The 12,914-nt window shown below is 70.0% G+C and carries 9 protein-coding genes; 5 read left to right on the forward strand and 4 right to left on the reverse strand.

Annotated elements, in window-relative coordinates; all coding sequences use genetic code 11:
• Positions 1-173: 173 nt before the first annotated feature.
• Together KS03_RS13005 and msbA are read right to left on the reverse strand one after the other, a co-directional pair.
• Positions 174-587 (reverse strand): RcnB family protein, encoded by a 414-nt coding sequence (locus tag KS03_RS13005; protein WP_015876591.1) that lies wholly within the window; start codon positions 585-587, stop codon positions 174-176.
• Positions 588-729: 142 nt separating this feature from the next.
• The gene (gene msbA, locus KS03_RS13010) at positions 730-2,514 is read right to left on the reverse strand and encodes a lipid A export permease/ATP-binding protein MsbA (RefSeq protein WP_026051529.1); all 1,785 of its coding nucleotides are present in this window, start codon (positions 2,512-2,514) and stop codon (positions 730-732) included.
• Between the two features lie 201 nt (positions 2,515-2,715).
• On the opposite strand from msbA, the gene KS03_RS13015 reads away from it, so the two are divergent.
• The 3 genes from KS03_RS13015 (at position 2,716) to KS03_RS13025 (ending at position 5,931) form a co-directional block, all read left to right on the forward strand.
• Positions 2,716-3,480, forward strand: a complete 765-nt coding sequence (locus tag KS03_RS13015) for a glycosyltransferase family 2 protein (protein ID WP_015876593.1) — start codon at positions 2,716-2,718, stop codon at positions 3,478-3,480.
• 121 nt (positions 3,481-3,601) lie between these two features.
• Positions 3,602-4,444 (forward strand): glycosyltransferase family 2 protein, encoded by an 843-nt coding sequence (locus tag KS03_RS13020; protein WP_015876594.1) that lies wholly within the window; start codon positions 3,602-3,604, stop codon positions 4,442-4,444.
• Positions 4,445-4,650: 206 nt separating this feature from the next.
• A complete protein-coding gene (locus KS03_RS13025; protein ID WP_015876595.1) occupies positions 4,651-5,931 on the forward strand; it encodes an O-antigen ligase family protein in 1,281 nt (426 codons plus the stop codon).
• A gap of 81 nt (positions 5,932-6,012) precedes the next feature.
• Here KS03_RS13025 and KS03_RS13030 read toward each other — a convergent pair whose 3' ends face one another.
• Both KS03_RS13030 and dnaE read right to left on the reverse strand, forming a co-directional pair.
• Positions 6,013-7,197 carry a glycosyltransferase family 9 protein gene (locus tag KS03_RS13030; RefSeq protein WP_015876596.1) on the reverse strand — a complete coding sequence of 395 codons (1,185 nt, stop codon included), beginning with the start codon at positions 7,195-7,197 and terminating at the stop codon, positions 6,013-6,015.
• An 87-nt stretch (positions 7,198-7,284) separates the two neighbouring features.
• Positions 7,285-10,833 (reverse strand): DNA polymerase III subunit alpha, encoded by a 3,549-nt coding sequence (dnaE, locus tag KS03_RS13035; RefSeq protein ID WP_015876597.1) that lies wholly within the window; start codon positions 10,831-10,833, stop codon positions 7,285-7,287.
• 243 nt (positions 10,834-11,076) lie between these two features.
• Here dnaE and KS03_RS13040 point away from each other — a divergent pair, with 243 nt between their 5' ends.
• Positions 11,077-11,961, forward strand: coding sequence for a sulfurtransferase (locus KS03_RS13040; RefSeq protein ID WP_015876598.1), 885 nt, complete (start codon positions 11,077-11,079; stop codon positions 11,959-11,961).
• Positions 11,958-12,872 (forward strand): tRNA glutamyl-Q(34) synthetase GluQRS, encoded by a 915-nt coding sequence (gluQRS, locus tag KS03_RS13045; protein WP_015876599.1) that lies wholly within the window; start codon positions 11,958-11,960, stop codon positions 12,870-12,872. Before KS03_RS13040 ends, gluQRS begins: the two co-directional genes overlap by 4 nt.
• Positions 12,873-12,914: the final 42 nt, after the last annotated feature.

The raw sequence follows: 12,914 nt of genomic DNA on the forward strand, positions 1-12,914 counted from the left end.
CACGGTCCGAACCGCCCGCACCGTCCAGGCCGCCCTCGCGCCGCCCGACACGCAGCATGCGCTTGTCGGTGCCAACCCGCCCGCTGACGCGGGCAGGGCTTTGGCGTACCGGCTTGGCGGCGACGGCGTTCAGGCCGGCAGCGACCCCGGCGGGCGCCGCCCGCCGCCCTGCCTCACGGGCCGACCCGCAGCACCAAGCCGTTCCCGATCTGCACCAGCAGATAGTCGCCGCCGACGCCGACCCAGTGGTAGCCGCGCGGCGGCGGCGCGAGATGGTAGTCGCGCCAGTCGTCGATGACGTATTGACGGTCCCAGTATTCGCGCGGAAGCCGGTCGCCGCGGCGCCAGTCGCGATGGCCTTCGATGAAGCCGCCGGGCGGCTCGGCGCGCGGCCCGCCCGGCGGATGGCCGGCCGGGCCGCCATGGCCGAGACGCGGCGGATGGTGATGAGCCGGCCCTCCCGGCCCCTCGGGACCGCCCGGGCCGGGGCCGTGGTCGCCGCCAGGCGGCGGCTGCTGCGCGAAGGCGAGCGGCGATCCGAGCGAACCGGCCAGCAGCAACGCGAGCAGCAAGCGAGACGTCTTCATGTGTTTTCCCCCAGATCCAGATTAGCCGGCCGATCCGGCGGCCGGCTCGACGAGACTAGCATGCGGACCGCCGCGAGCCCATCGCGACGCGCATCGTCGGGCGCGAGTCGCGCCCTGCCCCGCCGGGCGGGCGGCGGCCCCTTCAGGCCGCCTGCTGCTGGAACTGGATCCGGTGCAGATGCGCGTAGAGCCCGCCGCGGCGCAGCAGTTCCTCGTGACTGCCCTCCTCGGCGATCCGGCCGGCCTCGAGCACGAGAATCCGGTCCGCGCGCTCGATGGTCGAGAGCCGGTGCGCGATCACGAGCGTGGTGCGCCCTTCCATCAGCCGCTCGAGCGCGGCCTGCACGTGGCGCTCGGACTCCGAGTCGAGCGCCGAGGTGGCCTCGTCGAGGATCAGGATCGGTGCGTCCTTGTAGATCGCGCGCGCGATCGCGAGCCGCTGGCGCTGGCCGCCCGACAGGCGCATGCCGTTGCCGCCGACCAGCGTGTCGATCCCGTTCGGCATCGCCGCCACCGTGTCGGCCAGGTTCGCGGCCTCGAGCGCGGCCTGCACGCGCTCGCGATCGGGCGTGACGCCATAGGCGACGTTCGCGGCGATCGTGTCGTTGAACAGCACGACGTCCTGGCTGACCATCGCGATCTGGTCGCGCAGGTCGTGGACGTCGTAGTCGCCGACCGGCACGCCGTCGACGAGGATCGCTCCGCCGGTCGGATCGAAGAAGCGCGGCAGCAGGTTCACGAGCGTCGACTTGCCGCCGCCCGACGGGCCGGCCAGCGCCACCATCTCGCCCGGCGCGACCTTGAACGCGATGCGGTCGAGCGTCGGCCGCTCGCTCGCGCCGTAGTCGAACGACACGTTGCGGTATTCGACCTCGCCGCGCGCATGCGCGATGCGCCGCCCGCCGCCCTTCGGCTCGACCGGCTCGTCGATCAAGCCGAAGATCAGCTCGGCCGCGGTCATGCCGCGCTGCAGCGGCTGGTTCACGTCGATCAGGTGCTTGAGCGGCGAGATCACCAGCAGCATGGACGTGACGAACGCGACGAAGCCGCCCACCGTGGTCTGATCGTTGGCCGACTGCACGACGGCGATGGTGATCACGATCGCCAGCGCGATCGAGGCGAGGAACTGCGTGATCGGCTGCGCGAGCCCGCCCGAGATGGTCATGCGCATCGCGTAGCCGCGCAGGCGCTTGCTCATCTCCGTGAAGCGGTTGATCTCGTAGGCTTCGCCGTTGTGGATCTTCACCACCTTGTAGCCGCCTACGGTCTCCTCGACGATGTACGACAGCTCGTTGGTGAGCGTCTGATGCTCGCGGTTCAGGCGGCGCAGGCGCCGGTTGATCTTGCTGACGAGCCAGCCGATCCCCGGCAGGATCACCGCGACGATCAGCGTGAGCCGCCAGTTCAGGTAGAACAGATAGGCGAGCAGGAACAGCACCGTCATCGAGTCACGCACCAGCGTGACCATCACCCCGGTCAGCACGCCGAGGATCTGGTTGACCTCGAACACGACCGCGTTGATCACGGTGCTGGCCGTTTCCCGCATGAAGAACGACGCGCTGGTGTGGATCATGCGCTCGAACATCTCCAGGCGCAGCTTCAGCAGGACGCGGTTCGAAACGTAGTTGAGCAGGTAGTTCGAGGCGTATTGCGCGAAGCCGCGCACCAGGGCCAGCCCGATGATCGCGGCCGGCACCAGCCACTTCGCCTTCTCGTTGCTGTGCGCGCCGAACCCGCGGTCGAGCAGCGGCTTGAGCAGCGCCGGAATCCCCGCCTCGGTCGCGGCGACGATGCCCATCGAGAGGATCGCCAGCGCGAGGATGCCGACCAGCGGCTTGATGTAGGGCCACAGGCGCCGCAGCACCGCCCGCGGCGAAGTGGCCGCGCCCGGGCCGATCGACTTGCGGAGTGTGTTCTGTGTTTCCAAGGACAATCTTTCTCCAGGGTGGCGCGATGCCGGATGGCGACGCGGCACGGTGCCCGACGGCGAGGCGTCGCACGTCAAAATGGCGGAACATTATAGCGCCTGCCCTCCGTGCCACCTCAGGCCGGCCGGCCGCGCACCGCCGCCGCGCAAGCGGACGGGTATACTCTCGCGCACCTCCTGCCCCGCTCATCGTTTCCTCGCATGGCCGAACCCACCCTAGGCGTGGCGCTGATCGCGCTGAACGCCGCCGCCCGCCTGCCCGACTGTCTCGCCGCACTCGGTTTCGCCGACGAAGTCGTCGTGGTGGACGGCGGCAGCACCGATGCGACCGTCGAGATCGCGCGTGCGCACGGTGCGCGCGTCCTGATCGAGCGCGAATGGCCCGGTTTCGGCCCGCAAAAGAATCGCGCGATCGCGCAGCTGTCCACCGACTGGATCCTCTCGCTCGACACCGACGAAGTCGTCACGCCGGAGCTGGCCGCGTCGATCCGCGCCGCGATCCGCGCGCCCGCCGCCGACATCTACGCGCTCGACCGGCTGTCGAGCTTCTGCGGCACCTGGATTCGCCACAGCGGCTGGTATCCGGACTGGATCGCGCGCCTGTTCCGGCGCGGCACCGCGCGCTTCTCCGACGATCTGGTGCACGAGCGGCTGATCTACGACGGCCCGACCGCACGGCTGACGGGCAAGCTGCTGCACTACTCCTACGAGGATTTCGAAACGGTGCTGCGCAAGCTCGACAGCTACTCGAGCGCGGGCGCGCGGCAGCGCCACGCGGCCGGCCAGCGCGGCGGCTTCGGCAAGGCGCTCGGGCGCGGCCTGTGGGCCTTCGTGCGCACCTATCTGCTGCGGCGCGGCTTCCTCGACGGCCGCGCCGGCTTCATGATCGCGGTGTTCAACGCGGAAACCGTCTATTACCGGTTTCTCAAGCTCGGGGCGCAGGCACGCCGCGGGCCGCACGCCTGACGCGCCGCGCCGCCCGTGAAAGCGAGGCAAGCGGCCCGGGTACAATGCGGGCCACCGTCACGCGCATCGGGCCGCGCCGTTCACCCGGGTCTCCCGTCCTCCGTTTCCGAAGCCGATCACCATGTTCTCCATCATCATCCCGACCTGGAACAACCTGCCGTATCTGCAATGCGTGGTCGCGAGCCTGCGCCGCCATTCCGCTTACGAGCATCAGATCATCGTCCACGTCAACGACGGCTCGGACGGCACGCTCGACTGGGTCAGGCAGGCGGGCATCGAGCACACCGCGTCGCCCGCCAACATCGGCATCTGTCACGCGGTCAACCTCGCGGCGGCGCGCGCCACGCGCGACTACGTGGTCTACATGAACGACGACATGGCGGTCTGCCCCGGCTGGGACACCGCGCTCGTCGAACGCGCCGCGGCCATGCCGACCGATCTGTTCATGCTGTCGGGCACGATGGTCGAACCGGTCGATACCGGCAACCCCTGCGTGGTGGTGCGCGACTTCGGCCGCGACGCGGCGGCGCTCGATCTCGACGCGCTCGCGGCCGCCACCCCGGGCCTGCGGCGCGCCGACTGGCTCGGCGCCACCTGGCCGCCGACGCTGGTGCGCCGCGACTGGTGGCACCGCGTGGGCGGCTACAGCAGCGAGCTGAGCCCGGGCATGAGCAGCGACAACGATCTGTCGATGAAGATGTGGGACGCCGGCTGCCGGATCTTCATCGGCGTCGGCGACAGCCTCGTCTATCACTTCCAGCAGAAAAGCACGGGCAAGGTGGTCAAGAACGACGGCCGCCGCCAGTTCCTCAACAAGTGGGGCATGACGCAGGCGACCTTCGACCGCTTCTACCTGCGCCGCGGCCAGCCGCTCGGCACCACGCTCGCGCTCGACGAGCCGGCCGTCGAAGGGCGTCTCAAGCGCGCGCTGCTGCGTTCGCGGATCAAGCGCGCGCTCTCCTGAGGCGTCGGTCCGAGCACCGCCCGCTGCCCGCACGGCGGGGGTTGCGCGGCGGCAACACAGCACCGCGCTACGCCCGTGTCGCTCGCCGATTTGGCTCGCCCGCCGGTCGGTCGCGTATACTCCGCACGTCGTCGCCAGGGCGCGCGCCGTATTCGCGGCCGATCGCGCCAGGGCGGGCCCCTTTCAATCTCGTTGATCCCCTGCCGATGTCATCGTTTGCCCCGCCCGTTTCCCGGCGCCTGACGGCCGCTCGCGTGCTCGCCGTCGCCGCGCTGTGCATGGTGCCCGTCTCCACCGCGCTCACCAACGTCTTTTGCGCGCTGTTCGCGGTGGCGGCGCTGAGCGCGCCCGAATTCTGGCGAGGCCTGCCGAAGCTGCTGCGCCAGCCGGCCGCGCTCGCCGCGCTGCTGTTGCTCGCGGCGCTGACGGCGAGCATCGCCTACTCGGTCGCGCCGCCCCGCGCGGCCTGGGAGTGGGTGATGAAATACGACAAGCTGCTGATAGTGCCGTTCGCGATCCAGGTGTTCCGCAACGCGACGCCGAACTGGCGCGCGATCACGCGCTGGAGCCTGTTCTCGACGCTGGTCCTGATCCTGCTGCTGTCCACCACCAACTACCTCGGCCTGACCGCGATCGGACCGGCGCACCGGATCGAGCTGCCGCTGTCGCGCGCCTGGGTGTTCAAGAACCACATCGCGGCGGGGATGTTCGGCGCACTGCTGTTCTATCAGGCGGCCGACATGATGCTCGCGGCCGGCTCGACGCGGGCGCGGCTCGTGTTCGGCGCGATCGCCGCGCTCTCGCTCGTGGACGTGTTCGTGATGCTGCAGGGCCGCACCGGACAGCTGATCGCGCTGCTGCTGATCGCCGTGATCGGGCTGCGCACGTTCGGCGCGGCGCGCCGGCGCTCGCCGCGGCTGGCCGCGCTGACCGTCGCGCTGTTCGTGGCGGTGGCGGCCGCGCTCGGCGCCACGCTGGCCACGCTGCACGGCGGACGCCTGATGCAGGTGAGCACCGAGATCAAGCAGTACGAACAGAGCGACGCGGTGACCTCGAGCGGCCTGCGCCTGGACTGGTACAAGCGCGCGCTCCACTTATACGCGGCCCGGCCGCTCATCGGCTACGGTGCGGGCGGCCTCGGCGTCGAATTCCAGAAACTGTCGGCCGGCAAGACGCTCGCCGATGCCACGCTGACCGAGAATCCGCACAACGAATACCTGCTGATGGCCGTGCAGCTCGGCACGCTCGGCCTCGTGCTGTTCGTCAACCTGCTGGTGCGGATCGGCACCGGCAGCCGGACGCTCGACGCGCGCTCGCGGCATCTGCTGCTCTGCTGGCTGGCGATCTTCGCGATCGGCAGCCTGGCGAATTCGCTGCTGCTCGACTTCGCCGAAGGGCACATGCTGGTGCTGCTGGCCGGGATCCTGATCGGCTGCGGATGGCGGACGGACGGCACGGCGCAGCACACCGCGACGGCGCGCGCGTAAGCGGCGCCCCGCGCGGGACGGCCGGGAAGCCAGCCAAGGCAGGAGGGGCGAGGCGCGGGAATGCGAGCGCCGGGGCCGCGCTCAGGCTCGCGGGCGCACCAGCCCCGTCGTGTCGATCACCGTCGAGGGCGCCGCGCGCGCGGCCTCGGCCGGCAAGCCGAGCATCTGGGCCGCGACCGTCGCGACGCGGGCGGTCGACATCTGCATCAGGCAGTCGCTGTAGCTCGCGACATTGCGTTCGCAACCTTCCTGGCGGCACGGCACGCAACTGCCCTCGCCCTGCAGCAGATAGACGTTGCCGCGGCGCGCCGAGCCGACCAGCGGCCAAGGCTTGCCGCCGCCCTGCCAGCGCTGCGGCCACGGCCCCCAGCGCACCGGGTCGGACGGCCCGAACAGCGCGATGACGGGCGTGCCGGTCGCGGCGGCCACGTGCGTCGCGCCGGTATCGGGTCCGATGAACAGCTTCGCGCGCCGCACCAGCTCGGCACTCTCGCCGAACGACAGGCGTCCCACCAGATTCAGCACGTCGCCGCCGGCATCGCGCGCGACGCGTTCGGCATATTCACGCTCGTGGTCGGCCGGCCCGCCGCTCAGCGCAACGGCATGGCCGAGCCCGCGCAGCCAGTCGATCAGCTCGACCCAGCCGTCGCGGCGCCATTGCTTGTACGCGAACATCGGGTACGGATGCAGCACGACGAGCGGCCGCCCCGCCGCGACGGCGGGCGAGGCGGCCAGCAGCGCATCGAAGCGGGCGCGCCGCATGGGATCGTCGCCGAGGCCCGGCGCCACCACCTCGGGCACCGGCTCGATGCCGATCTGCGGCGCCAGCGCAAGCGTGCTGGCTACCGTGTGCTCATGCTCGTGATCGTTGAGGGCGATCCGGTTCAGCAGCAGACGCGGCCCGATGCCGACACGGTTCGGATCGACCAGCCCGACGCGGCGCCGGCCGGCGAACCAGGTGTAATAACGCGGCCGGTCGGAACTGAGCGCCGCGCAGGCCAGATCGTAGCGGCGCCAGAGGCGCGCCGCGTCACGCAGGCGTTCGCCGAGCTTGGCGCGCTGCGCGACCACGAGCACGTTGCGGATGTCGGGATTGCCTTCCAGCACGCCTTCGGTGCCGCGAAACACCAGCATGTCGATCGGCGTGTCGGGCCAGTGCGCCTTCAGCGAGCGGACGATCGGCGTCGTCAGCAGGACGTCGCCGATCCGCCGCGTCGCGACGACGAGAATGCTGCGGGGCGGATGATCGGGAAACAGGGCAGCCAAGGCAGTCGTTCGGTGGTGGGGGCTCACGAAGCTCGCACGATGCGAGATGGCGCGGTGCCGCGCGCGCGGGCGCGGCACCGCAGCGGTTCAGTACGCGATTTCGACCGAACCATCGCCGAAGGTCGCGCGCAGATCGGCCAGCAGCGCGTCGCTGGGCTTGACGCGCCACGCCTCGCCGAGCCGCATCTCACCCTGCGCGCGGGCGTTGTTGTAGAGAATCTGCACGACGAGCCCGTTCGGCATCGGCGGCGGCGCGCGCCGCCCGCCCTCGCGGCCCTCGCGGCCCTCGCGTCCGCCGCGCGCGGCGGCGGGCGGCGGCGCGGCCGGTTCGGCTTCCGGCTTGGCGACGTGCGGCTCGAGCACGCGGCGCAACGCGCCGGCGTCGGCATTGCCGTTCATTCTCATGCGCACCGCCTGCGCGTAGCGGCTGCGCGCGCGCTCGAGATCCATCACCGTGTCGGCCGTGAAGCGGATGCCGCCCGTGAAGGCATCGTTGCGCGCCTGCCCCTGCACGATCAGCAGCTCGTCTTCCTTGAACAGCCCGCGGTTGGCGTCGAACTGCTCGTTGAACACGGTGATCTCGCACTGCCCGGTGCCATCGTCGAGCAGCGCGATGATCATCTTGCCGCGCTGCGTCATCTGGGTGCGCAGCGACGCGATCACACCGGCCACCAGCTTGTCGCGCCCCTCCTTGAGCTCGCCGAGCTTCATGCGCGCGAAGCGGCGCACTTCCGCGCGATAGGCGTCGAACAGGTGCCCCGACAGATAGAAGCCGAGCGCGCCCTTCTCTTCCTGCAGGCGGCGCTTGTCGTCCCAGGCCGGCTCGTCGACCAGCGCATGGGCGTGCGGCGACTCGGCGCCCATGTCGAACAGGCCCGCCTGCATGGCGTTTGCGGCGGCCTGCTCGGCCGCCTCCATCGCGAGCGGCACCGAGGCGAGCAGTTGCGCGCGGTTCGGCGTCAGCGAATCGAACGCGCCGGCGCGGATCAGCGCCTCGACGGTACGGCGGTTGACCATGCGGCGGTCGATGCGCTCGCAGAAATCGAACAGGTCCTTGAACGGGCCGCCCTCGCGCCGGGCGCGCAGGATTTCCTCGATCGCGTTCTGGCCGCTGCCCTTCACGGCGCCGAGCCCGTAGCGGATGGTCTTCGAGCGCTTGCCGTCGGCCTCGCCCACCGGCTCGAAACGGTATTCGGACTGGTTGATGTCGGGCGGCAGCACCTTGATGCCGTTCAGGACGCAATCGTCGAACAGGATCTTCACCTTGTCGGTGTCGTCCATCGCGAGCGTCATGTTGGCCGCCATGAATTCGGCGGGATGATGCGCCTTCAGCCAGGCCGTGTAATAGGCGAGCAGCGCGTAGGCGGCCGCATGCGACTTGTTGAAGCCGTACCCCGCGAACTTCTCCATCAGATCGAAGATCTCGTCGGACTTCTCGCGCGTGAGGCCGTTCTTCGCGGCGCCCTCGGCGAAAATCTCGCGGTGCTTGACCATCTCCTCGGGCTTCTTCTTGCCCATCGCGCGGCGCAGCAGGTCGGCGCCGCCGAGCGAGTAGCCGCCGATGATCTGCGCCATCTGCATCACCTGCTCCTGATAGACCATGATGCCGTAGGTCTCTTTCAGGACCGGCTCGACGCGCGGATCCGGGTACTCCACCTTCTCGCGCCCGTGCTTGCGGGCGCAGAAGCTCGGGATCAGGTCCATCGGGCCGGGGCGGTACAGCGACACCAGCGCGATGATGTCCTCGAAGCGGTCGGGTTGGGCGTCCTTCAGCATGCCCTGCATGCCGCGGCTTTCCAGCTGGAACACGGCGACCGTGTTCGCCTTCTTCAGGATCTGGAACGAGGCCGGATCGTCGAGCGGCACCTGCGCGAGCGACCAGTCGGCCTTGGTCGGGTCGAGCCGGCGGATGAAGCGCTCGGCCCAGTCGAGGATGGTCAGCGTGGTCAGGCCCAGGAAGTCGAACTTCACGAGGCCGACCGCCTCGACGTCGTCCTTGTCGTACTGGCTGACCACGCCGCCTTCGTCGCCCTGCGCGTAGAGTGGGCAGAAATCGGTGAGCTTGCCCGGCGCGATCAGCACGCCGCCCGCATGCATGCCGACGTTACGCGTGAGGCCCTCCACGCGCTGCGCGAGATCGAGCAGTTGGTGGACTTCGTCCTCGTTGTCGTAGCGCTCCTGCAGGAGCGGTTCTTCCTTCATCGCGTCGGCGATTGTGACGTGCTTGCCGGGCTTGAACGGGATCAGCTTCGCGACGCCGTCGGTGAACATGTAGCCGAGGTCTAGCACGCGGCCGATGTCGCGCACGGCCGCCTTCGCGGCCATCGTGCCGAACGTGGCGATCTGCGAGACCGCGTCCGCGCCGTACTTCTCCTTCACGTACTGGATCACGCGATCGCGGCCATGCTGGCAGAAGTCGATGTCGAAGTCGGGCATCGAAACCCGCTCCGGGTTCAGGAAGCGCTCGAACAGCAGGTTGTAGCGCAGCGGGTCGAGATCGGTGATGCCGAGCGAATAGGCCACCAGCGAACCGGCGCCCGAGCCGCGGCCGGGGCCGACCGGCACGCCGTTGTTCTTGGCCCAGTTGATGAAGTCCGCGACGATCAGGAAGTAGCCGGGAAAGCCCATCTTCGTGATCGTGCCGCACTCGAAATCGAGGCGCTGGTAGTAGGTGTCGCGCTGCGCGTCGCGCTCGGCCTCGTCCGGGTAGAGCTGCACGAGGCGCTTCTCGAGCCCTTCCTTCGACAGCTGCACGAGATAGTCGTCGAGCGACATGCCGTCGGGGGTCGGGAACAGCGGCAGCTTCGGCTTGCCGAGCTCGATCGTCAGGTTGCAGCGCTTGGCGATCTCCACCGTGTTCAGCACGGCCGACGGCAGGTCGGCGAACAGCTCGGCCATCTCGGCCTGGGTACGGAACCGCTGCTCGGTCGTGAAGCGTTTCTGGCGGCGCGGATTGGCGAGGATATCGCCCTCCGAAATGCAGACGCGCGCCTCGTGCGCCGTGAAATCCTCGTCCTCCATGAACTGCAGCGGGTGGGTGGCCACCACCGGCAGCTTCAGCTCGGCCGCGAGCTTGACGGCGTCCTGGATGTAGGCTTCGGCGCCCGGCTGGCCGTAGCGCTGCAGCTCGATGTAGAAGCTGCCCGGGAACACGCGCGCCCAGCGCTGCGCGTGACGGCGCGCGGACTCGTTGTTGCCGGCCGCGAGCGCGATGCCGATGTCGCCCTGCTGGGCGCCCGACAGCGCGAGCAGGCCGCCGCCGAGCTCCGATTCGAGCCACTGCGGATCGATCTCGGCGCGGCCGCGGTACTGGTTCGTGAGCCACGCCTTCGACAGCAGTTCGCAGAGGTTCAGGTAGCCGGACTTGTCACGCACCAGCAGCAACAGGCGCGCGGGCTTGTCGCGATCGTCGTGGTTCGTGATCCAGACGTCGCAGCCGGCAATCGGCTTGATGCCCTTGCTGCGGGCTTCCTTGTAGAAGCGAACCAGGCCGAACGCGTTGCCGAGATCGGTCAGGGCGAGCGCACCCTGACCGTCGGCCGCCGCCGCCTTGACGATGTCGTCGAGGCGCACGATGCCGTCGGCAATCGAGAATTCGGAGTGGACGCGAAGATGTACGAAACGGGGATCTGCCATGGGCGTTATTGTAGCCGCGTCGCGGCGCGGGCAACGCCGGCGCCGCGCAAAAAACGCCGCGTGCGCCAGACGGGCGAGCCGGCGCCGGGGCCACTGGTTTGCGCGCGCGTTTGCGGGATAATACGGGTTTCGGTCATTCACGCGGCGGCCGCCGCATGGCATCGCGCCCTCATTCGCCGCGTCCGCGCGCGGCGCCGCGCAGGGCGCCCGCGAGCCATGCCGCCCGCCCTTCATTGGTTCATCATGTCCATCGTCAACCTCGCCGCCTACCGCTTCGTCACGATCGAATCGCCCGAAGCATGGCGGCCGCTCGTCACCGAACGCTGCCAGGCGCTCGGGCTGCGCGGCACGATCCTGCTCGCACCCGAAGGCATCAATCTGTTCATCGCCGGACCGCGCGAGGCGACCGACGCGTTCGTCGCCTATCTGCGCGAAGATCGCCTGTTCGGCGGCAAGTTCGCCGACCTGCAGTTCAAGGAAAGCCGGTCCGACTCGCAGCCGTTCCGGCGCATGCTGGTGCGCCTGAAGCGCGAGATCATCACGATGAAGAAGCCGGCGATCCGGCCCGAACTCGGCCGCGCGCCGTCGGTGGACGCGCGCACGCTGAAAGGCTGGCTCGATCGCGGCCACGATGACGAGGGCCGGCCGGTGGTCATGCTCGACACGCGCAACGCGTTCGAGGTCGACGTCGGCACCTTCGATGCCGCGCTCGATTACCGGATCGACAAGTTCAGCGAATTCCCGGCCGTGATCGAGGCGCATCGCGCCGATCTCGAGGGCAAGACGGTGGTGTCGTTCTGCACGGGCGGGATCCGCTGCGAGAAGGCCGCGATCCACATGAAGGAAGTCGGCATCGACCACGTCTATCAGCTCGAGGGCGGGATCCTCAAGTATTTCGAGGAAGTCGGCGGCGCGCATTACCACGGCGACTGCTTCGTCTTCGATTACCGCACGGCCCTCAACCCGCGGCTGGAGCCGACCGCCGACCTCACCTGCTTCGCCTGCCGCGCCGTGGTGTCCGCGCAGGACCAGCAGTCGCCGCTGTACGTGCCGGGCCGTTCCTGCCCGGCCTGCCATGCGGGCACCGCCGCGCACGCCGGCGCCGAACCGCTCGCCCGCTCCGCTTGAAACCGGCCGGCGCACCGGGCCGCTATCGCGGCCGCTTCGCGCCGTCGCCGACCGGCCCGCTGCATTTCGGCTCGCTGGTCGGCGCGCTCGCCAGCTGGCTCGACGCCCGCGCACATGGCGGCGCGTGGCTGGTGCGGATCGAGGACGTCGACGGCCCGCGCACGGTACCCGGTGCGGCGGACGCGATTGTCTCGACGCTTGCCGCGTTCGGGCTCGTGGCCGACGAGCCGCCCGTCTGGCAGAGCCGCCGCGGCGCCGCCTACACGGCCGCGCTCGACGCGCTGACGCAGGCCGGTCTCGTCTACCCGTGCGGCTGCACGCGCAAGGAAATCGCCGACTCGCTGCGCGCCGCGCACGAGCGGCACACCACGCTCGCCTATCCCGGCACCTGCCGCAGCGGCCTGCACGGCAAGCCGGCGCGCGCATGGCGGCTGCGCGTGCCGGACGGCGCGGCGGCACGCATCGCGTTCGACGACCGCTGGCAGGGCCGGCAAACGCAGGATCTGGCCACCGAGGTCGGCGATTTCGTGCTCAGGCGCGCCGACGGCCAGTGGGCCTACCAGCTCGCCGTGGTGGTCGACGATCGCGACGCGGGCATCACGCACGTGGTGCGCGGCGCGGACCTGCTCGATTCGACCGCGCGGCAGATCCATCTGCAACGCTGCCTGGGCGCGCCGACGCCCGCCTATCTGCATGTGCCGGTGGTGGTGGATGCCAACGGCGAGAAGCTCAGCAAGCAGACCGGCGCGACGGCGCTCGACACGCGCACGCCGCTCGTCGCGCTCGCCGCGGCGGCCGATCATCTCGGGCTCCCGCTCGCGCCGTCGGCACGCGCCTCGCTCGAGGCATTCTTTCCGGCGGCGATCGCCGCCTGGGCCGCGCGTTTCGGAGCGCACGCGCGCTCGGGCTGAGCGCCGCGCTCGCCGTGGCCGGTCCGCCGGGCATGGGACTGC

The sequence above is a fragment of the Burkholderia glumae LMG 2196 = ATCC 33617 genome (assembly GCF_000960995.1).
GTDB classification, from domain to species: domain Bacteria; phylum Pseudomonadota; class Gammaproteobacteria; order Burkholderiales; family Burkholderiaceae; genus Burkholderia; species Burkholderia glumae.